Genomic DNA, 23,331 nt, shown 5'->3' on the forward strand with positions numbered 1-23,331 from the left:
GCACCTAGACACCCGACCGAGGGGACACTCTTGCCCGTCACCGAACGCGCTCTTGAACTGGCGATGACGGCCGCGCAGGCCGCCGCCGACAAGAAGGCGCAGGACATCGTCGTGATCGACGTCGGCGACCAGCTCTACATCACCGATGCCTTCGTGATCGCCTCCGCGTCCAACGAGCGCCAGGTCATCGCGATCGTCGACGCCATCGAGGAAGCGCTGCTCAACCTCCCCGAAAAGGCGAAGCCCGTCCGTCGTGAGGGCGAGCGCCAGGGGCGGTGGGTGCTGCTCGACTACGTCGACATCGTCGTCCACATCCAGCACGCCGAGGAGCGGGAGTTCTACGCGCTCGACAAGCTGTGGAAGGACTGCCCGTCGATCCCGTTCGTCGACCGCGACATGGCCGAGGCCGACGCGTCGTGAGCGCCGCGTTCCACACCCCGGCTCGCGTGAGCGCCGGGCTTCACACCCGGGCTCGCGTGATGGGCGAGCGGCACGGGGTGATGGCATGACGCGCCTGATCGTCTGGCGTCACGGCAACACCGACTGGAACGCGTCCAACCGCGTCCAGGGGCAGACCGACGTGGCGCTCAACCAGCTCGGCCGTCAGCAGGCCGTCGACGCCGCCGAGCTGCTGGTCAAGCTGAAACCCGACGTGATCGTCTCCAGCGACCTGAAGCGGGCGGCCGACACCGCGGCCGCGCTCGGCGCCCTCACCGGCATCTCGATCGGCTATGACAAGCGGCTCCGCGAGCGCTATTTCGGCTCCTGGCAGGGCCTCACCATGCCCGAGGTCGCCCAGCTGCACCCCGACCAGCACGCCCGCTGGACGGCCGGGCAGGAGGTCGGCGGTGACGTCGAAACCCTCGAAGAGCTCGGCAAGCGGGTGGCCGACGCGCTGCTCGACGCCGCTGCCCAGGCACCGGCCGGTGGCACGGTCGTGGTCTCCACCCACGGCGCCGCCGCCCGCCAGGGCATCGGTCACCTGCTCGGCTGGCCGCTGGAGCAGCTGCGCACCCTGCGCGCCCTGCAGAACTGCCACTGGGTCGAGCTGACCCACGACAGCAAGCGGGGCTGGCAGGTCGCGGCTTACAACGTGGGCCCGTTCAGCGACCGGCCGGTGCCGCCGCCCGTCTGATCCTTTGATCGAGCCCGCCGGCTCGGGCCCGCCCGTCTTGTCGCGCCTGCCCGGCCGCTGCTTGGGCTTGCCTGTCTTGTCGTGCCCGCCCGGCCGCCTGCCTGGGCTTGGCCGTCTTGTTGCGCCTGCCCGGCTGTCTCATCGGGCTCGCCGCGGCGGGGAACCGTCGATGATCCGGTAGCGTCCAAGCATCATGGTGACTCGTACCGTTCCCGCCGTATTGCTCCTTCTGCTCGTCACGGCCGGCTGCGCCAACAACACGGCCGACACCGGGGCGGCCCCGGAACCGGCCCCCTCGGCGTCGGACGTGATCGACCTCCCCGTGCCCAGCGCCAAGACCAGCGGACCCGTGGGCGAACCCCCGTCCGGCCGGCCCAACGCGGGCGGCCAGACGATCACCGGCACGGTGACCGCCGGGGTCGAGCCCAACTGCCTGCTCCTCACCGACAGCAACGGTTCCCACCTGCTGATCTTCGACGACCCGGCGATGAAGGCCGACGCCGCCGCGGGCAGCAAGGTCAAGATCTCCGGCCATTCCGAGCCGGGCATGATGTCGACCTGCCAGCAGGGCGTGCCGTTCATCGTGACCTCGGTCGAGAAGGGCTGACCCCCGCGCTCACCTGGGCGTGTTCCGATCGGCTACCGTGCCCGCATGCCCGTCGCGGTTGTCACCGACTCCACCGCGTACCTGCCCGCCGAACTCAGCGGCTCGTATGAGCTGACCGTCGTGCCCCTCACCGTGGTGATCAACGGGACCGACGGGCTCGAAGGCATCGAGATCCAGCCGGCCGAGGTGGCCCGGGCCCTGGGCGAGCGCCGGGCCGCGGTGAGCACGTCGCGGCCCGCCCCGAGCCAGTTCGCCGAGGCCTACCGCAAGCTGCTCGACGCGGGCGCCGACGGCATCGTCTCGGTGCACCTGTCGGCCCAGCTCTCCGGAACCCACGAGGCGGCGGTGCTGGCCGCGGCCGACTTCGGGTCCCGGGTCGAGGTGGTCGACAGCGGGACGACCGGCATGGGGCTCGGGTTCGCCGCCCTGGCCGCCGCGAGCGCCGCCGCCAAAGGTCAAGACCTTGCTTCCGTACGGGATGAGGCCGTCGACCACGCGGCCCGCGTGAGCACGCTCTTCTACGTCGACACGCTCGAGTTCCTGCGGCGGGGCGGGCGCATCAACGCGGCGTCGGCGCTGGTCGGCACGGCCCTGTCGGTCAAGCCGATCCTGCATGTGTCCGACGGGGCGATCGTGGTCAAGGACCGGGTGCGTACGGCCGGACGGGCGCTGGCCAAACTGGTCGACCTCGCCGTGGAGGCCTCCGGGGACGGGGAGGCCGACATCGCCGTACACCATCTGCAGGCGCAGGACCGTGCGACCGCGCTCGCCGACCAGGTGGCGATGCGGCTGGGGGACAGGCTGCGGGACTGCTACATCACCGAGATCGGGGCGGTGGTGGCGGCGCATGTGGGTCCCGGGGTGGCCGGGATCGTGGTGCACCGGCGGCCCTCCACCTGATCGGTTCCAGGTCGGGCACGGGCTCGAGGTCGAGATCGGGCCACGGGACCGTCCGGTCGCCGATCCGCACCTCGTCGGCGGTCGGGAGCAGGGACTTCTCGTCCCAGACGACCGTGGTGCGCCAGCCGGTTGCGTCGTCGCCGGCGATCAGCAGTTCGGCCGCGGGCTCGGTGAGGTGGGCCGCCTGACGGGTGTACTCCTGGACGGCCAGGATGCGTTCGGCCCGTTGGACGACGTGGTGCAGCGGGTGGTCCGGGCCGGCGGTGAAGGGCACGGTGCACCCCTGGGCGTCACTGACGTACGCCATCGGGGTGATGGGTCGCGGCGACCGGGCATAGATCTCCTCGGCCTGGGCGAACAGGGCCGGGAGATGCGGGCTGCCGGCGGCGGTGATCAGCAGGGTGCCGCGCTCGGGGGCGAACGCGACGGGGGCGCCGCCGACCTGGGGTTCGAGGCGGCCCAGCCAGTGTTCGAGGAGGAGATGCGAGGTCCAGTACGCGTCGCCGTCGTCCACGAAACGGATGACCTCGGTGGGAGTGCCCTGGAGGGTGACGGCCTCGAGGTTGTCGCGGGCCGCGGTGAAGACGTCCTGGGGGCGTACGTGCCAGGTCTGAAGTTGACTCTCGGTCACGTAGGTCATCGCCTCGGGGTGGTCGATCACCACGTATTCGTTCAGATAGGGCAGGGCGGGTCGGTGGAGGGGGTTGCCGGGGGTGGCGCCTCTCAGAACCGGGCGGAGCAGGGGGCGGGCGAGTTCCCAGGTGGCCGGGATGGGGTCGGGGCTGAGGCCGGAGACGTACGCCTGGATCCGCTTTTTGCGGCCTTTTCTGGGATTCAGCAGGGGGGCCAGGTCGAGGATGGTGGGTTCACTCTGGACATTTGTGGTGAACCGGACCTGGAAGGTGCGGGCGTCGTAGCGTACGGCGGAAAAGCCGGCCCGGCGCATGCGGCGGATCACCTGGGAGGCCAGCCTGGCTCGGCTCAGCCTTCGCAGTAGGCCCACCGGGTTGCCTCCTCGTCCTTGTCCCGCTTGCCCTTGATCCGCTGTGCGCCGTCATTCCTCCTTGTGGGCTCGGATGACTCGCGCTTCGAGATCTTCGTCGTAGATGACCTCGGCGTCCAGACCCGATCTCCGTACCGCCTCGATTGCCGGTTGTTCCTGCGCCTCGGTGATTTCGGTGAGCAGAACGCCGCCGGGGGCGAGCCATTTGGGAGCGCTCCCGGTGACTCGGCGAAAGATATCAAGGCCGTCCTCGCCGCCGTCGAGGGCCATCGCGGGTTCGTGGTCGCGGGCCTCGACCGGGAGCAGGGGGATGTGGGCGGTGGCGACGTACGGGACGTTGGCCAGCAGGACGTCGACCCGGCCCTGGAGTTCGTGGGGCAGCGCGTCATAGAGGTCTCCCTCGTGGACGTGGGCGATGCCGTTGTCGCGGGCGCAGGCCGTCGCGGTGGGGTCGAGGTCGGCGGCGTGGAGTTCCACGTGCGGCCGGAGCCGGCGGACGGCCAGTCCGAGAGCGCCGGAGCCGCAGCAGAGATCCACGAGCAGGTCCGGGTGATGGGCGGCGGCCAGGCGGACGAGAAGCTCGCTGCGAACGCGGGGCACGAAGACGCCGGGCCTCAGCCGTACGCGGACCCCGGCGAAATCCGCGAAGCCGACCACCTGCTCGAGGGGTTCGCCCTTGGCCCGGCGCTCGATCATCTCGTCGAGAGTGCGCAGGTCAGGGGCGGCGGATTCGATGATCGCCGCTTCCTCCTCGGCGAAGACGCAGCCGGCCGCCCGCAGCCTGGCGACCGTATCGCTCATATCACGTCCGGGCATGATCGCCGGGTTATCCACAATGCACCTCTGTCCACAGGCGGCCGGCCGGAGATCGTCGTTTTCGCCTAGCTTCCTGGTCGTGCGAGAGCGGAAACCCCCCGACGACGCCGCGGCGCAAAGGCTGCGGTCGGTGCTGGCCGATCAGGTACGCGACCGGCCGGCACCGGCCGCTTCCCGCGCAGCCCCATCCTTCCCCACCCCGTCCACCCCCACCGCGAGTGCCCCCGCTCCGTCTCCTTCCGGGCCGGGCGTTCCCGCTTGGCCCGGGCCGGGTTCTGACGTTTTGTCCCGGCCGGGTTCTGCCGCTTTGTCCGGGCCGGATCTCGCCGCTTTGTCCGGGCCGGGTTCTGCCGCGCCGCCTTACGCGGAAGGGCTGGGCGACCTGTCGGAGGTGGGCGATCCGTTGCGGTGGTCCGACATCATCTCGGCCTGGCCTGACGACGTGGACCTGGAGGCGGCGCCCAGCGCCGTGTTTCACCCACCCGGATCATCTGCACCCGAGCCGGTCCCGGCTGAGGGCTCTGCTGACCCGGGCGGCGAGCCGGAGGCTTACCGGCCAGGCTCCCCGTGGTCCACGCCGTCGGCTGCGGGCCTTGCACAAACCACGACCGCGCCGCCGATGACCGAGGCCGTTCCTGCCATGCCGTGGGCCGCCGCCGCGCCGACTGCGGTTGTGGCATCGCCGCCCCTGGTGGTGGCCTCCCGTTCAACGCCCGACATGGTGGCGGCGGGCGGCCGGGCCGGTGCGTTGCGGTCCAGTGCTCCGGAACCGTCGGGTGCGGCCGGCGTGCGGTCGGTCACCGGGGGTTATCCCGTGGTGTCGCCGGACGGGCTCGGCGGCTCTCATCTCGCTGACCTGATCCCGGAGACCGAGCCGCTCGCGGCGGCTGTGGGGAAGAGGCTGCCGCCGCCGGGGTGGGTTCGACCCGAAGGGGACGACCCCCATGCGTTTGATCGTCTGCCGGATGAGCCGCCGTCGGAGAGTTACGTGTTCGAACCGGAGCGCGACCGTTTCGCCCTCACCTCGTCGACTGTGGAGCAGGCGGAAGAACCGCCGGGGCTGAGCTCGGCCGGGGCCTTCGGCGGGGCGGGGGACGGTGGGCGGCGGTTCGGCATCACGGCCTTCGACCCGGGGCGGCGGGGTGTGCGGGCGCTGGCTGCGGTGGCCGCGGTCGTGATCGTCATCGCGGCGGTGCTCGCCTGGCGGGCGCGACCCCGTGTTGATCCGGTCGCGCCGCCACCCCTGAACGCGGTCGAGACCAGCGACGGCGACCAGGGCGATGAGCCGGTGGCGGTGCGCGGCTCGGCGTCGGCCGCAACCGAGGTCGTGGTCGCGGTCGGTGGCAAGGTGCGCAAGCCGGGACTGGTCCGGCTGGCCCTCGGCGCCCGCGTGGCCGATGCCCTGACCGCAGCGGGCGGCGCCGAGCCGGGTGTGGATGTGGCGATGCTGAACCTCGCCCGCAAGGTCGTGGACGGCGAACTGATCATGGTCGGCGTCACGCCTTCTCCGGGGCAGGTGTTCCCGACCGGCCCGGCCGCCCCGACCGCGGGCGCCGCCGGTGCGGGCGGCCTGGTCAACCTGAACACGGCGACCCTGGCCGACCTCGACACCCTCCCCGGCGTGGGCCCTGTGCTCGCCCAGCGCATCCTCGACGCGCGAGAGGCCCAGGGCGGTTTCCAGGCCGTCACCGACCTCCGCAAGGTCGACGGCATCGGCGACGCCCGGTACGAGCAGTTGAAAGACCTGGTCACGGTATGAACTCGCCCCGCCCTGGCGCCGCGGACCCGGCCGCCTCGAAGACGGCCCGGTCGGAGGCGCCGCCGGACCTGCGGCTGGCGGGGTTCGCGGTCGCGGTCTGGCTTTCGGCGCTCGCTGCCCTGTATCTCTCCGCGCGTTCGGGGATCCTGCTCGGCGCGGGCGCAGCGGTTCTCGCGGTTGCGCTGGCGGGCCTGCTGAGACGCACCCGGCCGGACGGCGATGAGCCTGGCGAGCCGTTCGCGGGCGGCGCGCATCCGGGAAGTCGGTCGGACGGTGACTGGGCTGCGGCCGGCCAGTCGTTTGCGGGCGGCGCGCATCCGGGTGGCGGTGCGGCCGATCGGGGGACTCCGGACGCGGCGACTGGGCGTGAGCCGGCATCGGGTCACGTGGAGACGGCGCCGGCGGGTCGCGCGGGCGTGCGGACTTGGGGTCTCGACCGTACGGGAAGGTCTGTCGGCCTCGGGGAACGGCGGCGCGCGAGTGCAGCGGGGCCAGGTCGGGGAGGGCGCGGAACTGCTGGAGCGCGTCGGGGCCGTGGCGTGGCCGGGGAGGGGCCGGCTGGTGGTGGGCCGGGGTGGGTTCGGGGTGTGCGCTGGGTTTTTGTGGCCGTGCTTCTGGGGGTGGCCTGTGGCGCGGTCGCTACGGGGGTGCGGGTGGGTGTGCGGGAGTCGGGGGTTCTGCGGGAGCTGGTGGAAGCGGGGGATCCGGTGTGGATGGACCTCGTGATCCGGGACGATCCGCGGGCTCTTCGGGGTGTGGTGGGGAAGCCGCCCACCTACATCGTGGCGGTCGATCTGAAAGGGGTGCGGGCCGAGGGGGAACCGGGGGTGCGGTTGTCGGCCCGCGCGCTGGTGCTGGGAAGCGACCGTGGGTGGCTGGGGCTCCTGCCGGGGCAGCGGGTCACCGCCACGGGAAAGCTCCTGCCGCCGCGTGGTGGGGATCTGCGGGCTGTGGTGGCGTCCGTGCGGGGAGCGCCGGTGCTGGTGGGGCGGGCCTCGTGGGCGCAGCGGGCGGCGGGCACGCTGCGTACGGGGCTTCAGCGCGCCTGTAAACCGTTGCCGGATCTGCCCGGTGGGCTGCTCCCGGGGCTGGTGGTGGGGGACACGAGCCGGCTCGATCCGGCGCTCGAGGAGGACTTCCGGATGACCGGCATGACCCACCTCAACGCCGTGTCGGGGGCGAACGTGGCGATCGTGCTGGGGGTGGTGCTGTTCGCGGTGCGACGGACCCGGGCCGGGCCGGTCGTGACCGCGCTGATCTGTGCGGTGACGCTGGTGGGGTTCGTGATCCTGGCGCGGCCCTCGCCGAGCGTGGTGCGGGCCGCCGCGATGGGAGCGATCGGGTTGATCGGGCTGGCGTCGGGTCGGCGGCGGGTCGCTCTGCCGGCGCTGGCGGCGGGCGTGGCCGTGCTGGTTCTGGTCGATCCGGAACTGGCCTCGGACATCGGGTTCGCGTTGTCGGTGCTGGCCACCTCGGGGTTGTTGCTGCTGGCGCCGGTCTGGCGGGACGGGTTGCGCGCCCGCGGGTGGCCCCCGGGAGCGGCCGAGGCGCTGGCCGTGCCGGCGGCGGCGCAGGTCGCTTGCGGGCCGGTGGTCGCGGGGCTGTCGGGGACGATCAGCATCGTGGCCATCCCGGCCAACCTGCTGGCGGTCCCGGCGATCGCGCCGGCGACGCTGCTCGGGGTCACGGCGGCGGTCATCTCGCCGGTGTGGCCGACGGGGGCCGAGTTCGCGGCCTGGCTCGGGCACTGGCCGGCGCAGTGGCTGGTGCTGGTCGCCACCTACGGGGCCCGGGTGCCCGCCGGTGCGCTGCCCTGGCCGGGCGGGCTCACCGGGGCCCTGCTGCTCGCGGTGATCACCGTGGGGTTGCTGTTCGCCACGCGCCGGCCGCTGATCCGCAAGCTGGTCACGGTGGTGGCGCTGGGTGGAGTGCTCGGCGCTCTGCCCGTACGGCTTCTCGCCTCGGGCTGGCCACCCCCGGGCTGGCTGGTCGTGGCGTGCGCGGTGGGCCAGGGAGACGCGGTGGTCCTGCCGGCGGGGGCCGGGCGCGCGGTTGTCGTCGACGCCGGGCCCGAGCCGAACGCCGTCGACCACTGCCTGCGCCGCCTGGGGGTGCGGCAGGTGGTGCTGTTCGTGGTCAGCCACTTCCACGTGGATCACATCGGCGGGGTGGCGGGCGTGTTCCGGGGGCGGGACGTCCGGGCGGTGGTCGGACCCGACTGGCCGGATCCACCGGCCGGCCGAGCGGCCGTGGCCGACGCCGCGGGCCGGGTTGTCGTGCGTGCGGTGGGGCCCGGGTGGGCGTACGAAATCGGAAATTTGCGCCTGACCGTGCTCGGGCCGGTGGAGCCGCTGCGGGGCACGAACTCCGACCCGAACAACAACTCGCTGGTGGTGCGGGCCGAAGTGGACGGGCGGACGGTGCTGCTGCCGGGCGACGCCGAGACCGAGGAGCAGGAGGACATGCTCGCGCATCTGGGGGCGGGCGCGATCCGGGCCGACGTGCTCAAGGTGGCCCACCATGGGTCGAGTTACCAGTCGCCGCGGTTTCTCGACGAGATCCGGCCGTCGGTGGCGCTGGTGTCGGTCGGGGCCGGCAACGACTACGGCCATCCGAACGGGGCGCTGGTGGCGCGGCTGGCCCGTGGCGGGGCGCGGGTGATGCGTACGGATCAATCGGGTGACCTGGCGGCCGTCGCCACCGGACGCGGTCTGGCCGTCGTCGCGCGCGGCGACCCACCGGCCCCGTGATCGGCGGCATTCGCGCGTGATGACCGATCCATGCCGGGCACGGATGTGGGTAGAGGCCGCATGGCGCCGGCCGGCCTGAGCTGTGATCGACAATGCGGGGATGGAGCGCGTGACGATCAGGGCGGGTGGGGTTCGGCTGCGGCCGTTCGTGGAGAGCGACATTCCCTGGGTGTACGAGGTGTCGCTCGATCCGCTGGTGCAGAAGTACCTGCAGATTCCGCTGCCGTACCAGTACTCCGACGCCGAGTTCTTCGTCCGCGAGATGGCGATCGCGGCGTGGGACGACGGCAGCCGGGCCGAGTTCGTGATCGAGCCGGCCGACGGGGATGTGCGGGTCGAGAGCGAAGCCGTGGCCGGCGCCGACGGAGGCTCGCGGGGTGGGTCGGGTCTTGATCGGGCGGGAGCTGCGCAGGACGGTGGTTCGCGGTCCGGTCTTGATCCGGCGGCTGCGCCGTTCGGTGGCTTGTCGGTCGGGGCCGCTTTTGATCGGGCGGCGGCTGTGCGGAACGGTGGCTCGCGGCTTGGGCGGGTCGGGTTCGGGCTTGATCGGGCGGGGGCGGCGCAGATCGGCTACTGGATGGACCCGGCTGCTCGGGGGCGGGGCGTGGCTACTGCCGCCGTACGGGCGTTGTGTGGGTGGGGGTTCGACACGCTCGGGCTCGGGTTGGTCGAATGGCGGGCCGAAGTGGGCAACCACGCGTCGCGGCGGGTGGCGGAGAAGGCCGGGTTCCGGGTCGAGGCGACGCTGCGGCAGCGGCTGGTGCATCGGGGCGTCCGGGTGGACGCCTGGATCGGGTCGATGGTGCCGTCGGAGCTGCCGACACGCCCGGGTTAGCCCGTTCAGTCAGAACTTGTACCGGACGATGCGGGTCGATGGCCGATCGAGTCGTGTTGTCCGGATGATCAGACATCCAGCCTGATCGAGGCCCGGGCGGCGGCTCGGAGGCATGGCCCAGCGCCGATATGTCTGCTTTCGCATTCCCTGATCCACAAGTCTGCGCTAAGGAGTGAGCCTCGCGGAAACGTCAGCCCTTCGTGCAACGATGTTGGGCGTGAACACCGCGCCTCCCGCCCCGTTGCTGCTCGTCCAAGGCGATGAGGAGCTGCTCGCCGCACGCGCGGTCACGGCCGCCGTCGACGACGCGCGGGCCGCGGATCCCGGGGCCGACGTCCGGGAATACGAGGGGGGCGTGCTCACGGCCGGCGAAGTCGCCGAGATGCTGAGCCCGTCACTTTTCGGCGGGCGGCGCGTTCTGGTGCTCCGCAGTGGGCAGGATGCCAAGAAAGACCTGATCACGGCCCTGTTGGCCTATGCGAAGAACCCCGACCCCGACGTCACGCTGATCGTCACGCACCTGGGCGGGGCCAAGGGCAAGGCCCTGGCCGACGGATTGCGCTCGGCCGGCGCCACCGTCGTGCCCGCCGCGAAGCTCAAGGGCGACCGCGAGCGGATCGCGTTCGTGCGTGACGAGTTCCGGCGCAACGGCGGCAAGTGCGACGAAGCGGCCGCTTCCGCGCTGCTCGCCTCGGTCGGGAACGACCTGCGGGAGATCGCCGCCGCCTGTTCACAGCTGCTCGCCGACACCGACGGCAAGATCACCGAGGCGGTCGTCGCGCGTTACTACCGGGGCCGGGCCGAGGTCAGCGGGTTCACGGTGGCCGACGCGGCCATGATCGGCGACGTGCCGGGGGCGCTCGAGGCGCTGCGGTGGGCGCTGCACGTCGGCGTCGACCCGGTGCCCATCGCCGACGCGATCGCGGACGGGGTGCGTACGGTGGCGAAGGTCGCCTCGGCCGGGCGCGGAAACCCGTACCAGATGGCCAGCTCGCTCGGCATGCCCGCGTGGAAGATCCAGCGCGCCCAGGAACGCAGCCGGGGCTGGACACCCGAGGGACTGGTCGACGCCATGCGTGCGGCCGCCGAATGCAACGCGGCGGTCAAGGGCGGGGCCGAAGACCGTGGGTTCGCGCTCGAACAGGCCGTCTTCGCGGTGGCCGCCGCCCGCCGCACGGGTGGGGCACGATGAGCCCGGCCCGCCGGCCCGCGCCGGCCGAGATGGTGGGGCACCGGCCGCTGTATGCCCGCATGCTGCGCCTGAAGTACCTGACGCCCAGCGGGTTCCTCTGCTTCGTGTTCCTCGAAGGGGCGGTCGCGCTCGGCATCCTGCTCGCCCTGGCCGAGCTGGTGAGCTGGTGGGGCGTGATCGTGCTGCCGGCCACGGTCGCCATCATGGTCAAGCTCAACGACGTGATCGCCGGGGCGCTGACCCCGCCGCCCGCGGTCGCGGTGGCCGGGCGGCCGCTGATGGAGCACGCGCGGCCGACGGCCGGTGCCGAGCGTTCGGTGCGGTCGTCCGACGAGGCGACGACCCGCCTGCCGGGGATGGTCAGCCGGGAGCAGGGCGCCCCGATCAAGCGGCCCTGGGTCGAGCGGGCCGAGGCGCAGCAGCAGTGGCTCCGCCAGTCCGCGACGCGCCGCTACGAATAGCGCTCCGGCGCCGGTCCTCGCTGTTGGTGTCGTTCGCGGCGTGGGGATCGCCCGTCAGCGCGGTCCGGCCTGGCCGCCATGGGCCCTTTCTGTGGCGGGCCATGCTTGGCGCTGTTGCTGAACATGGCCGGCTGGGCTGATTCAGTGCTGGTGAACCGGTCGGTCGGGTTGTTGGGGTCTCGCGTTCGTGCTGGTCGTGGACGGCGGCCCTGATAACCCACGGCAGCACGACCGGGTGCGGGTTCCGGGCGACGGCCCAGCGCTCGTGTGCAGCCCAGCAGCTGTGCGGCGGGCGCGGCTGACCCCCCCCGTACGGGAAAGGGGGTGCGATTCTCTCGACAAGGCCGCACGTGATGGTCATGGCCGTGATCGATGCCGGCGTTGACGCTCACATGCGGGAAGCACAAAACCCGGGCACCGATGCGAGCCTGTGGAAGCTCGGCGATGCCCGGGGTTTGGGGACTGCTCTGGGGTCAGGCAGACAGCGACGCGACGTGCTTGGCGATCGCCGACTTGCGGTTGGCCGCCTGGTTCTTGTGGATGACGCCCTTGCTCGCGGCCTTGTCCAGCTGACGAGAGGCGTCACGCAGCAGCGTCGTCGCGGTCTCCGTGTCGCCGGCCGCGCTCGCCTCGTGGAGCTTGCGGATCACGGTCTTCAGCGACGACTTGACCGACTTGTTGCGCAGACGGGCCTTCTCGTTCTGCCGGTTGCGCTTGATCTGGGACTTGATGTTCGCCACGCGACAGCCTTGTCCTGACTAGGTGTTCGGAAATGGTCTCAGCGGGATGCTCACCACCGCGGCTCTCACCAGGGGCTGTTCACCACACGCGATGAACCAGACTACCAGCACCCCCGCGAGCCGCCAAAACGAGGCCGAATCACCATCCGCGGCGGTCGGCCAGCCAGGCCAAGGCCTGCTCCCCGCTGAACCGCTGATGCTGCCGGCTGTGCGGCGACGCGCTGCTGGGCCCGCCGTCCGCCCGGACCAGCCAGTATCCGGCCAGCGCGGCCAGGGCGCCGTCCACGCCCTCGGTGGGGGCGTTCCAGTCCGCGAGGTACGCATCGGCGTCGAGCCCGCTCGCGAACGCGGTGACCAGCAGCGTCACCGTGTCGAACCAGGGTGCGCCCAGGGTGGGCCAGGTCCAGTCGCAGAGGCGGGCGCGGCCCGAGCGATCGATCATGACGTTGTCGATCCGCAGGTCACCGTGCATGAACGCGTCGCCCGCGGCCAGATCGGGGAGCTCCTGCTCGAGGCGGGCCAGGTGAGCCAGCCGGGTCGGCGCGACCGTGCCATGAGTCGTACGGGGCATGGGCTCGCGGCCTGCCGCTATCTCGGACCACCAGGACATTTCGCCCCGCAGGATCTCGGGCAGCGGCGGCACGCCGACCTCGAGCAGGTCGCGGCTCGGCGTGGCGAGGGCCTCGGCCGCGGTCGACCAGGCGTTCAGGGCCGCCTCCAGCTCCGGCGGTGACCAGGGGAGAGCGGGTACGTGGCCGTTCACGGCCTCGAGACACAGGACAAAATAGTCCGATTCGATCATCGTCCAGAGGGGGCGGGGTGCGGCCACCTCCGTGGGCAGGTGCGACGTGATGTACGCCTCACGGGCGTACCAGTCGGAGGTCGGCTCCTTGAGGGGCGCAGCCTTGACGAAACCGGTCAATCCGGACGACGTCGTGAGGACCGCGGCGAAGGCCCGGGTGAAGCCGCCGCCGGCGCTGCGGACGTCGGCCACGGGCGCGCCCAGACGAGCGGCGACGGCTTGCCGCAGGCTCTCCGGCAGATCGGACCATTCCGGACGTACGGCGGTAGCGCCGTACGGCACTTCGGGAAGCGAAATCGACCGCACCGTCCCATCCTGCCCTCCCGGGTTTTGTCGTACCCCACTGGCAGGATCCTCGGCATGAGAACCGACGACTTCTGGGCGGTCATCAGCCGGGCGACCGCCGAACGGCCCGCCTCGCCCGCCGACGTGGCGAAACGCGCCGCGGCCGACCTGGCCACCCGCGATCCGGAAGAGATCGTGGCCTGGGGTCGGCATCTCGACAAGGTCATGGTCGCCTCCGGCACGCAGGATCTGTGGGCGGCGGCCTATCTGATCAACGGCGGCTGCTCCGAGGACGGCTTCGACAGCTTCCGCGGCTGGCTGATCGCGCACGGGCGCGACGCGGTGGCCCGCTCGGTGAAATCGCCCGACTCGCTGGCCGACGTGGCCGTGATCATGGCCGCGGCCGACACCGGTGCGGTCTTCGAGGCGGAAGAGGTGCTGTCTATCGCGGCGGAGGCCTATGCACAGGCCACGGGCTCGGAGTTTCCGGCCGGCGACCGCCCGGTGACCCGGCCCGAGGCCGCCGACCTGTGGGATTTCGACAACGAGGAGGAGATGCAGCGCCGTCTGCCCAAGCTGTCCGCGTTGTTCCTGGCCCCGCCCGACTGATCGGCGCCGTTCTCTGAGGCAGCACGGGTGAGGCGTGATCCGTGTCTCCGAGGCGGCTCAGGTGCCGGCAGTGATGGTGGCGGCCTTGGGTTGCGCGGCTTGGGTTGTGCGGCCTGGGCGTGTTTGGCCGGCGGGAAACGGGGTCGAGGGAACCGGCGAGGCCCGGGAGACTCAGGGGCATGGAGAGCGCTCGAGGACTGGTGACGTCGGTCAGCCGCAACGAGGTGTATTCGTTCACCAAGCCGGTGCACGACGAGATCGTGCTGGTGGCGGGGCTCGGGGTGGAGGGGGACTCGCATGCGGGGGTGCACGTGCGGCACCAGGGGCGGGTGCGGGCCGATCCGACCCAGCCGAACCTGCGGCAGGTGCACCTGATCCACGAGGAGTTGTTCACCGAGGTCGGGGCCAAGGGGTACGAGGTCCGGGCGGGCAACCTGGGCGAGAACGTGACTACCCGGGGGATCGATCTGCTCGGGCTGCCGGTGGGGACGATCCTGCGCTTCGGCGTGCGTGCCACCGGTGACTCCGTGCCTGCGTCGAGCGGTCACAGGTTGGGGGCCGGTGACTCCGCGCCTGCGTCGAGCGGCCACCAGTTGGGGGCCGGTGACTCCGCGCCTGCGTCGAGCGGTCACAGGCTGGGGGCCGGCGATCCCGGGGCTGCGTCGAGCGGCCACGCGTTGGGGGCCGGCGACTCCGTGGCCGGGGTGCGTGGTGGCGACGGGCGGCTGGCCGGTTATGACGGGGCGAGCGGGAGTGGAGTGCTCGACGGGGTGCTTGCGGCCGCGACGGCGGCGACGCTGGACGAGCCGACGGCCCGGGCTGCGGCGGCTGTCCGGGCGGCTGTGGCGCGCGAAGCCGGGGCCGTGGAAGCGCGAGGAGCCGATCCGCGGCCCGCGCTGGTGGTGGCGGGGCTCCGGAATCCGTGCGGGCAGATCAACGGGCTTCGGCCGGGGCTGTTGAAGGAGATGGTCGGCTATGACGAGGAGGGCAACCTCGTCCGCAAGGGCGGCATCATGACCGTCGTGCTGCATGGTGGGCCGGTTCGTCCGGGTGACCTGATCACGGCCGAGATGCCGCCACCGCCGTACGGGCCGCTCGAACGGGTCTGAAAAAGCAGCGCTGGGAATCGCGTGGTCGGGGTGCGGCGGCGCTGGGGGATCGCGTGCGGGCGGCGTGCGGCAACTCCGGGCGGCGCCGCTGGGAAATCGCGTGCGGGCGGTGTGTGGCAACTCCGGGCGGCGCCGCTGGGAAATCGCGTGCGGGCGGCGTGTGGCAACTCCGGGCGGCGGCGCTGGGGATCGCGTGCGGGCGGCGCGCGTCAAGTCCCTCAGGGTGTCACGGGGATCGTGCGCGGGGTGGTGCGGCGCGAATCCGGGCGGGCCTGGGGAGCGCTTGTGCGGGTGTGAGTGGGGCTTTGTCGCGGGCGTGGGACGATAGATGGCGCCGGCGTGTTCGCCGGTGTCATCTCAATCTGAAGAGAACGGAAGATCGTGCCTGGACCGCTCGACGCCGGCGTGAACGTGATCGGTGCCACCGACCCCGGTCGCATCCGCAACTTCTGCATCATCGCCCACATCGACCACGGCAAATCGACGCTGGCCGACCGCATGCTGCAGATCACCGGTGTGGTCGACCCGCGTCAGATGCGTGCGCAGTACCTCGACCGCATGGACATCGAGCGGGAGCGCGGCATCACGATCAAGTCGCAGGCCGTCCGCATGCCCTGGGTGGTGCGCGAGGGCGACCAGCAGGGCGAGGCCGCGGTCCTCAACATGATCGACACCCCGGGGCACGTCGACTTCACGTACGAGGTCTCCCGGTCGCTCGCCGCCTGCGAGGGCGCGGTGCTGCTGGTCGACGCCGCGCAGGGCATCGAGGCGCAGACGCTGGCCAACCTGTATCTGGCGATGGAGAACGATCTCCACATCATCCCGGTGCTCAACAAGATCGACCTACCGGCGGCGCAGCCCGAGAAGTACGCCGAGGAGCTCGCCAAGCTGATCGGCGTCGAGCCCGACGACGTGCTGCGGGTGTCCGGCAAGACCGGTGTCGGCGTCGATCATCTTCTCGACGAGATCGTCCGCCAGTTCCAGGCGCCCGTCGGTGACGCCGACGCCCCGGCCCGCGCGATGATTTTCGACTCGGTCTACGACGTCTATCGCGGCGTGGTGACGTACGTCCGGGTCATCGACGGCCGCATCGAGGCCCGCGACCGCATCAAGATGATGTCGACCGGCGCCGTGCACGAGCTGCTCGAGATCGGCGTCGTCTCGCCCGAGATGGAGAAGGCCGGCGCGCTCGGTGTCGGCGAGGTGGGCTACCTGATCACCGGTGTGAAGGACGTACGTCAGTCCCGGGTCGGTGACACCGTGACCGGCAACGCCCGCCCGGCCAAGGAAGCGCTCGGCGGCTACAAGGACCCGAAGCCGATGGTCTACTCGGGTCTCTACCCGATCGACGGCTCGGACTACCCGGCGCTGCGTGACGCACTCGACAAGCTCAAGCTCAACGACGCCGCGCTGACCTACGAGCCCGAGACGTCGGCGGCGCTCGGCTTCGGGTTCCGCGTCGGTTACCTCGGCCTGCTCCACCTCGAGATCATCGGCGAGCGGCTGGAGCGGGAGTTCAACCTCGACCTGATCTCCACCGCGCCCAACGTGGTCTACCGGGTCTACACCGAAGACGCGGTCGAGCGGGTCGTCACCAACCCGAGCGAGTTCCCCGAAGGCAAGATCGCCGAGATCCACGAGCCGGTCGTGCGGGCCACGGTGCTGGTGCCCAACGAGTACGTCGGCGCGGTCATGGAGCTCTGCCAGAGCCGCCGCGGCAGCCTGCTGGGCATGGAATATCTCTCGTCCGAGCGGGTCGAACTGCGCTACACGCTGCCCCTCGCCGAGATCATCTTCGACTTCTTCGACCAGCTCAAGAGCAAGACCAAGGGTTACGCGTCGCTCGACTACGAGCCCTCCGGCGAGCAGGTGGCCGACCTCGTCAAGGTCGACATCCTGTTGCACGGCGAGCCGGTCGACGCGTTCAGCGCCATCGTGCACAAGGACAAGGCCTACTCGTACGGGGTCAACATCGCCTCGAAGCTGCAGAAACTCATCCCGAGGCAGCAGTTCGAGGTGCCGATCCAGGCCGCGATCGGCAGCCGCATCATCGCCCGCGAGACGATCCGCGCCATCCGCAAGGACGTGCTCGCCAAGTGCTACGGCGGTGACATCAGCCGTAAGCGCAAGCTGCTCGAGAAGCAGAAAGAGGGCAAGAAGCGGATGAAGATGGTCGGCCGCGTCGAGGTGCCGCAGGAGGCGTTCATCGCCGCACTGTCGACATCTGACGCTCCGGACACCAAGGGAGCAAACAAAAAATAAGGCGGTTTGGGTTTTCGGTGACTCGGGAACTCTGGGGCTCGACGGACGCAACACATGCTTCGCCCCCGAGAGGAACCCCCAATGACTGTCACCGGCATCATCACCGCCCTCATCGTCGGTCTCATCATCGGCGCCCTGGGCCGCCTGGTCGTACCGGGCAAGCAGAACATCCCGATCTGGCTGACCCTGGTCATCGGTGTCGTCGCCGCCCTGCTGGGCACGGTGCTGGCCCGCGCGACCGGTGTCGCTGACACCGCCGGTGTCGACTGGATCGAGATCCTGTTCCAGGTCGTGCTGGCCGCGATCGGTGTGGCTCTGGTCGCCGGTTACGGCGGTCGTCGTCGCATCCACCGCTGACGGCAGGCGATCACGGATCGCCGACTGATTGACTGATTCACTCGCGAAGCGCCGGGCCGATTTCGGTCCGGCGCTTCGTCGTCTCCGGGAGCAATGCTTCGTCGTCTCCGGGAGCAATTCCGAAGGACCACATTCAAGGGTCAAATGCCGATGTCGTAGCGGGGTGGGTGGTACAGACCGCTGCTCACGCCGAGGGCCGCGGCGGCTTTCGCTGGCCGCTGCGCGTCCAGAACGCGAAACCCACCACGGCGACGTGAGTGAGTGGTTGCGCCCAACGGCAAAACCCGGTCGGGGTGGCCGACGTCACCCGCCCACACCAGCGTTCCGGCCGGCCGCCCACCGATCGGCCGCGGCAGTAGCCCGGCCCGGGCTGGTGTGCCGACCCGACCTGGCCGGCATTTCGCCAGTGGCCCGGTCTCGAACCGGGCCGCCTGGTCCACAGAGCACGTCGAAGCGGCGCGATGTCGACGTGAACCCGCGTTGAGGGCTCGGTCGGTGCATTCCTCGGTGAGCCCGGTGAGATCGCCGCCGCCCGCGAAGTCGCCGAGCCGCAGGCTTCTGGTCCGCAGAGCACGTCGAAGCGGCGCAATATCGACATAAGCCCGCATTGTCGCGGTCGGCCCCGCGTCGGCGTAGGCCCGAGACCCGGATCGGCGCAGGCCCAGATCGGCACGGCCAACTTCCCCATGGGCCTGTGGACAACGCGATTTCTTGTCGGTCCCGGGGCGTGACTTAGCCCCTGACCCAGGGAGCGGGTGCGCGCCTGGGACGACCAGACCTGTGCCGGCCCTGCCTGGTGGCCGTTGCCCAGGCGGTTCCGTGACGGAACCGCCTGGCTTGTGCCGCGGCTGCCTGCATCGCCGGCACCTGATCGCACGCGCCTGGACGGCATCAGTGACGTTCAGGAACGCTGCGGCGTGGCTCAGTAGCGGAACTTGTGCTGGGCGCTCCGCCGGTTGATCCACGCCGGCAGCTCGTCGAGCTGGTCGCGGTGGGGGAGACGGTCGACCGGGTCGCCGGCGTCGGTCACGTTGCGCATCGTCACCACGAAGCCCTGGACCAGGCGGTCGGCCCGCAGGTCGCGGTAGGTGGCCTCGACCAGGGCCTGACTGTGGTCGGGGCGGCGCAGCGCGCAGAACATCGTGCCGTCGCCGCCGGTGGTGAACGCGCGGCGGATCTGGCCGCGGTCGTCGGGGTGGACGAGGTCTTCCAGGGTGGCCAGGGGTGAGAGCTTGTCGTCGCCCAGCAGGTCGTGCAGGGCCGGACTGGCGTAGCGGATGCGCTGGTCCTCGTCGAGCACCAGCATCAGGTCGGCGGTGTTGCTGATGACGGCGCGCAGGTAGAGGTCGCTGTCGCGGCGGCCCACGGCCTCGACCAGGCTGATCCGGTCGAGGGCGAGCGCGGCCTGCCCGGCCAGCACCTCGAGCGCGTCGTGGGCGGCGGTGAGCGCGTCGCGGCGGCCGGTCAGCACGAGTGCGCCGCCGCTGGGCCGGGCCACGGCCAGGGGTTCCAGCCAGAGCGGGCAGACGAGCGTCGTCTCCTCGCCGTCGCTCTCCCGGTCGCTGGTGAGACGCTTCAGGAAACTGGGCGAAGCCGCGGGCGGAGTGGGGGCGGGAACGTCCACCCACCAGCTGCGGGGGCGGCGGCCCGCGGGGGCGTCCGGAAGCTCCTCGGCGGCCAGCTGGCGGTCGTCGGGGGCGAAGACCACCCGGCGTACGGCGTCACCGGGGATCAGGGCGGCCACGGCGCTGCGCACCGCCTCGTCGACCGCGGGGAGGTCGGCCGCCGAGACCAGGTCGGCGCTGGCGCCGCGCAGACCCCGCTCGCGGGCCAGGGCCTGGCTGTTGAGGGTGACCGAGTCGGCCAGGCGGGTGATCGTCAGCGTCAGCGTGATGGCCCCGGCGATGGCGATCGGGAGGCCGTCGCGCACGTCGCCCTGCAACGACTCGACCAGCAGCACGACCGGCGGGGTGGCCACCGAGGCGCCGAGCAGTGCCGCCCAGCGGCCCTGCCAGTGGGGTGTGCGGGGGGTCATGGGCTGGGTCAGGCGCACCATCGACGGGTGCAGCGCGGCCAGGCCCCAGGTCACGTAGAGCACACGGTAACCGGATTCGGCGGCCTCACCGGGGAACAGCGGGTACAGCACGTCACTGCACAGCAACCCGACGGAACCGGCCAGCAGCAGCATCGCCGAGGCGTTGCGCGGGGCCGCCAGGTTGAGCCGCACCGCCACCGCGATGAGCAGCAACGACCCGATCACGTCGGATGCCGGGATCTCGCCCATCGCGCCGTTGTCGCCGATCACGAAGACCCACACCACGAGCAGGGCGGCGCAGGCGAACGCGAGCAGGTCGATCAGCCGGGCCCGGTCGACCACCACCGAACCGCCCTGGGTGAACTGGAGCAACGCCCCCGCCACCAGCACGAACATCGCCAGGTAGAAGCCGGTCGCGACCGCCATCTCGTCAAATGCATAAAAAACGTCTCCGATGGCCAGCACACCGATCGCGCCCGCGAGCAGCAGCCACGGCATGATCCGGGCCGGGCGGTGCCATCGCAGGCCCACAATGATCGCCGTGCAGCTGCCGGCACCCAGGAGAATCCATTCGATCGCCCTCGACACGTGTTACTTCGTACCAGGGCAGTAGCTGTCTGTCCATGTCGGTGTATACGCTACGCAACCGCGTACTCGAATCGTTCGTCATCACTGCCGGTAACCGATGACGGCGCCGGAAGTTTCGGACAAGGGCCGAAACGGGAAGTCAGCTGAACACTTCGGCAACGACCCGGTCGGTGACCGCGCCACCGTCCGCGGTCACCGCCTGCCATCGGCCGTCGGGCGCGTGCCATTCGCGGTCGCCGAAACGTACCCGTTCGAGGCCGGTTGCTGACGCATGAGCCACCAACCAGTGGGCGTATCGCCATCCGGAGCTGGCGTTACTGACCTTGACAGTGAGCCCGCCGTCCTGTTTGGCGGTCGCCGACTCGGGCAGGCCCTTGCCCCAGTCGAGACGCAGGCTCTGGATGAGCGCCGCGGCCGCCGCCGTGCCGCGCAGCACCGGTGAGCCGCTCACGCTGCATTCCACGGCCGAGGTCGCGCGACCGGTGAGGGCCCGCGCCAGCACGGCGGACTCGTCGGCCCATTTCTCGTACGCATTGGGGTAGGCCGACCGCTGCACCTTCTGCGCGGCGTCGGTGACCCGCATCTTCTGGTAGCCCTTGACCTTCTTGAGCGACGAGTAGAACTTGTCGGCCGCGTAGCGCGGGTCCTTGATCTGCTCGATCGTTCCCCAGCCCTGGCTGGGCCGCTGCTGGAAGAGGCCGACCGAGTCGCGGTCGCCGTCGTCGAGGTTCTCGAGCTTGGATTCCTGGAAGGCGGTGGCCAGGGCGATCACCACCGCCCGCTCGGGCATGCCCTTGCGCAGGCCCACGGCGGTGATCGTCGCCGCGTTGGCCATCTGGACGTAGTCGAGGGTGACCTCACCGTCGGCCCGGACGGTGCACTCCGGGCCGATGGTGGGCAGCTTGAGGCCACCGGAGAACGTGCGGACGACGACGAACACACCGAGCGCACCGACGAGCGCGACAATCGCGAGCGCCGCCACGATCGGTTTTTTCCGCACCCGCACTCCCCGGTCCGTTGTTCGTTCAGGCGACAAGAGTAGACAACGAGGTCACCCGGATAGCGTCACCCTTGCGGGACCCAGTTCGCGGGCCGTTTCGCGCGAAGGGCGGCCATTCCTTCCTGGCCCTCGGCCGAACGGAAGTAGCCGGCCGACCGCGAGCTCAGCTCGTCCAGTTCGGCGCGGATCGGCGTACGGCGGAGAAGCTGTTTGGCCCCGGCGAGCGCGAGCGGGCCGCCCCGCACCAGGCTGTCGCAGTAACGACGTACGGCGTCGTCCAGGTCGTCCGCCTCCACCGCGGCGCTGACCAGGCCGATCTCGGCTGCCCGGCTGCCGTCGAAGACGTCGCCGGTGAGGTAGAGCTCGGCGGCCGCGCGCGGGGCCAGGCGGGGCAGCACGGTCGCGCTGATCACGGCCGGGATCACGCCCAGGCGCACCTCGGAGAACGCGAAGGTCGCCTCGCGCGCGCAGACGGCTATGTCGGCCGCCGCGATCAGGCCGAGACCGCCCGCGCGGGCCGGGCCGGCGATCCGGGCCACGACCGGCTTGGGGAACTCCCAGAGCGCGGCCAGCACGTCGGCGATCATCTCGGCCGGGACCCGGCCGTTCGCGCGGGCCTCGGCGGTCTCCTTCAGGTCGGCGCCCGAGCAGAAGACCGGCCCGGTGTGCGAGAGCACCACCGCCCGTACGGAGGATTCGGTCAGCGCCTCGGTGAGCGCGTCGAGCAGCTCACGCATCAGGGGAGTGGACAGGGCGTTGCGGTTCGCGGGGGAGTCCAGGGTCATGGTGGTCACCCCGGCGTCGGTGACGGTACGGACCAGAGCCATGGCGGAACCCTAACCGGGAGCGTGCACACTTGACGGATGGCCGGCGCTCTTCCCGATGGTGAACCCGTCCCGCTCGACGGGTCCCTCCCTCCCGCGGCGACGGCGGCTGTCGGAAAAAACGGATTCGCGGTGTACGTCCACGTGCCGTTCTGCGCGAGCCGGTGCGGCTACTGCGACTTCAACACGTACACGTCCAGCGAGCTGGGCGGCGGCGCGTCGCGCGAGACGTACGCCGACACCGTGCTGCAGGAGCTCAAACTCGTGACAAACGTGATCAAACCGCCGAAAGTCGACACGGTGTTCTTCGGCGGCGGCACGCCGACCCTGCTCGCGGCGGACGACCTCGGGCGCATCCTGGCCGGCATCGACGACGCCTGGGGCCTGGCGCCCGGGGCCGAGGTCACGACCGAGGCCAACCCCGAGTCGGTCGACCCGGAATACCTGCGCCGCCTCCGCGGGCACGGCTTCAACCGGATCTCGCTCGGCATGCAGTCGGCCGCGCCCGGTGTCCTGCGGATCCTCGACCGCAAACACACCGCGGGTCGTGCCCCGCAGGCGGCCCGGGAGGCCCGCGAGGCCGGCTTCGAGCACGTCAACCTCGACCTGATCTACGGCACGCCTGGTGAGACGGCCGACGACTTCGCCCGGTCGCTGCGGGCGGTGGTCGACTCGGGCGTCGACCACGTCAGCGCATACGCCCTGATCGTCGAGGACGGCACCCGGATGGCGGGCCGGATGCGGCGCGGGGAGATCCCGTACCCGTCCGACGACGTGGCCGCCGACCGCTATCTCGCCGCCGAGGCCGCGCTCAGCGAGGCCGGCTTCGGGTGGTACGAGGTCTCCAACTGGGCCACGAGCGACGAGGCCCGTTGCCGGCACAACCTGCTCTATTGGACCGGCGCCGACTGGTGGGGGCTCGGGCCGGGCGCACACAGCCACGTCGGCGGGGTGCGCTGGTGGAACGTCAAGCACCCTGCTACGTACGCGGGAAAGCTCTTGGAAGGTGTCTCGCCCGGCCAGGGTCGCGAGCTGCTCAGTGCGGAAGACCGCCACGTCGAGGACGTGATGCTGCGCGTGCGGCTGCGCGAGGGCATCGCGCTCGACCGGGTCGACCAGGTCGGCGCCAAGCAGGCACTCGCGAACGGGCTGCTCGACCCGCACGCGTACGAGGACGGGATCTTGACCTTGACCCTGCGCGGCCGTCTGCTGGCCGACGCCGTGATCAGGGACGTGGTGTGACGCGCCGGGCCCCGTACCCG

Annotated in this window: 21 protein-coding genes; 14 read left to right on the forward strand and 7 right to left on the reverse strand. The window is 71.2% G+C overall.

The features are described from left to right. The first annotated feature begins 30 nt into the window (after positions 1-30). From rsfS to JIG36_RS39915, 4 genes are all read left to right on the forward strand, one after another. Entirely contained in the window at positions 31-420 is a 390-nt protein-coding gene (gene rsfS / locus JIG36_RS39900; RefSeq protein ID WP_203381662.1) for a ribosome silencing factor, read from the forward strand. Between the two features lie 85 nt (positions 421-505). Then, on the forward strand, positions 506-1,135 hold the full coding sequence (locus tag JIG36_RS39905; protein ID WP_203381663.1) for a histidine phosphatase family protein: 630 nt from the start codon (positions 506-508) through the stop codon (positions 1,133-1,135). A gap of 193 nt (positions 1,136-1,328) precedes the next feature. Next, entirely contained in the window at positions 1,329-1,742 is a 414-nt protein-coding gene (locus tag JIG36_RS39910) for a hypothetical protein (RefSeq protein WP_203381664.1), read from the forward strand. Between the two features lie 45 nt (positions 1,743-1,787). Next, the gene (locus JIG36_RS39915) at positions 1,788-2,642 is read left to right on the forward strand and encodes a DegV family protein (protein ID WP_203381665.1); all 855 of its coding nucleotides are present in this window, start codon (positions 1,788-1,790) and stop codon (positions 2,640-2,642) included. Here the strand turns inward: JIG36_RS39915 and JIG36_RS39920 are convergent. Both JIG36_RS39920 and JIG36_RS39925 read right to left on the reverse strand, forming a co-directional pair. Continuing rightward, positions 2,560-3,645, reverse strand: coding sequence for a DUF1444 domain-containing protein (locus tag JIG36_RS39920; RefSeq protein ID WP_203381666.1), 1,086 nt, complete (start codon positions 3,643-3,645; stop codon positions 2,560-2,562). The genes JIG36_RS39915 and JIG36_RS39920 overlap by 83 nt on opposite strands. A 51-nt stretch (positions 3,646-3,696) precedes the next feature. After that, positions 3,697-4,446, reverse strand: coding sequence for a putative protein N(5)-glutamine methyltransferase (locus JIG36_RS39925; protein WP_203381861.1), 750 nt, complete (start codon positions 4,444-4,446; stop codon positions 3,697-3,699). Positions 4,447-5,449: 1,003 nt separating this feature from the next. On the opposite strand from JIG36_RS39925, the gene JIG36_RS39930 reads away from it, so the two are divergent. The 5 genes from JIG36_RS39930 (at position 5,450) to JIG36_RS52750 (ending at position 11,458) form a co-directional block, all read left to right on the forward strand. After that, positions 5,450-6,220, forward strand: a complete 771-nt coding sequence (locus tag JIG36_RS39930) for a ComEA family DNA-binding protein (protein WP_438870792.1) — start codon at positions 5,450-5,452, stop codon at positions 6,218-6,220. A 68-nt stretch (positions 6,221-6,288) separates the two neighbouring features. Continuing rightward, positions 6,289-8,970: a ComEC/Rec2 family competence protein gene (locus JIG36_RS39935; RefSeq protein WP_236049181.1), complete on the forward strand. Its 2,682-nt coding sequence runs from the start codon at positions 6,289-6,291 to the stop codon at positions 8,968-8,970. Positions 8,971-9,070: 100 nt separating this feature from the next. Then, complete coding sequence (locus tag JIG36_RS39940; protein ID WP_236049161.1) at positions 9,071-9,805, forward strand: GNAT family N-acetyltransferase; 735 nt, start codon at positions 9,071-9,073, stop codon at positions 9,803-9,805. A 208-nt stretch (positions 9,806-10,013) separates the two neighbouring features. Continuing rightward, a complete protein-coding gene (gene holA / locus JIG36_RS39945) occupies positions 10,014-10,997 on the forward strand; it encodes a DNA polymerase III subunit delta (protein WP_203381669.1) in 984 nt (327 codons plus the stop codon). Beyond that, positions 10,994-11,458, forward strand: coding sequence for a hypothetical protein (locus tag JIG36_RS52750; protein ID WP_236049162.1), 465 nt, complete (start codon positions 10,994-10,996; stop codon positions 11,456-11,458). The genes holA and JIG36_RS52750 overlap by 4 nt, the downstream gene beginning before the upstream one ends. A 473-nt stretch (positions 11,459-11,931) precedes the next feature. On the opposite strand, the gene rpsT is transcribed toward JIG36_RS52750, so the two are convergent. Continuing rightward, positions 11,932-12,198, reverse strand: coding sequence for a 30S ribosomal protein S20 (gene rpsT / locus JIG36_RS39955; protein ID WP_203381670.1), 267 nt, complete (start codon positions 12,196-12,198; stop codon positions 11,932-11,934). A gap of 139 nt (positions 12,199-12,337) precedes the next feature. After that, the gene (locus tag JIG36_RS39960) at positions 12,338-13,306 is read right to left on the reverse strand and encodes a phosphotransferase family protein (RefSeq protein ID WP_203381671.1); all 969 of its coding nucleotides are present in this window, start codon (positions 13,304-13,306) and stop codon (positions 12,338-12,340) included. Positions 13,307-13,360: 54 nt separating this feature from the next. On the opposite strand from JIG36_RS39960, the gene JIG36_RS39965 reads away from it, so the two are divergent. From JIG36_RS39965 to JIG36_RS39980, 4 genes are all read left to right on the forward strand, one after another. After that, complete coding sequence (locus tag JIG36_RS39965; protein WP_203381672.1) at positions 13,361-13,894, forward strand: DUF4240 domain-containing protein; 534 nt, start codon at positions 13,361-13,363, stop codon at positions 13,892-13,894. Between the two features lie 179 nt (positions 13,895-14,073). Then, positions 14,074-15,003 carry an MOSC domain-containing protein gene (locus tag JIG36_RS39970; protein ID WP_203381673.1) on the forward strand — a complete coding sequence of 310 codons (930 nt, stop codon included), beginning with the start codon at positions 14,074-14,076 and terminating at the stop codon, positions 15,001-15,003. Between the two features lie 381 nt (positions 15,004-15,384). Next, positions 15,385-17,265, forward strand: coding sequence for a translation elongation factor 4 (gene lepA / locus JIG36_RS39975; protein ID WP_203381674.1), 1,881 nt, complete (start codon positions 15,385-15,387; stop codon positions 17,263-17,265). 81 nt (positions 17,266-17,346) lie between these two features. Next, positions 17,347-17,622 carry a GlsB/YeaQ/YmgE family stress response membrane protein gene (locus tag JIG36_RS39980; RefSeq protein WP_202992677.1) on the forward strand — a complete coding sequence of 92 codons (276 nt, stop codon included), beginning with the start codon at positions 17,347-17,349 and terminating at the stop codon, positions 17,620-17,622. A 922-nt stretch (positions 17,623-18,544) separates the two neighbouring features. On the opposite strand, the gene JIG36_RS39985 is transcribed toward JIG36_RS39980, so the two are convergent. From JIG36_RS39985 to JIG36_RS39995, 3 genes are all read right to left on the reverse strand, one after another. Continuing rightward, a complete protein-coding gene (locus JIG36_RS39985) occupies positions 18,545-20,245 on the reverse strand; it encodes a PAS domain-containing protein (RefSeq protein WP_203381675.1) in 1,701 nt (566 codons plus the stop codon). Between the two features lie 139 nt (positions 20,246-20,384). After that, a complete protein-coding gene (locus tag JIG36_RS39990; RefSeq protein WP_203381676.1) occupies positions 20,385-21,251 on the reverse strand; it encodes a hypothetical protein in 867 nt (288 codons plus the stop codon). 59 nt (positions 21,252-21,310) lie between these two features. Beyond that, the gene (locus JIG36_RS39995) at positions 21,311-22,072 is read right to left on the reverse strand and encodes an enoyl-CoA hydratase-related protein (protein WP_203381677.1); all 762 of its coding nucleotides are present in this window, start codon (positions 22,070-22,072) and stop codon (positions 21,311-21,313) included. 36 nt (positions 22,073-22,108) lie between these two features. Here JIG36_RS39995 and hemW point away from each other — a divergent pair, with 36 nt between their 5' ends. After that, complete coding sequence (hemW, locus tag JIG36_RS40000) at positions 22,109-23,311, forward strand: radical SAM family heme chaperone HemW (protein ID WP_203381678.1); 1,203 nt, start codon at positions 22,109-22,111, stop codon at positions 23,309-23,311. The last annotated feature ends 20 nt before the right edge of the window (positions 23,312-23,331 follow it).

This window comes from Paractinoplanes ovalisporus, from assembly GCF_016834655.1.
In the GTDB taxonomy this organism is placed as follows: domain Bacteria; phylum Actinomycetota; class Actinomycetes; order Mycobacteriales; family Micromonosporaceae; genus Actinoplanes; species Actinoplanes ovalisporus.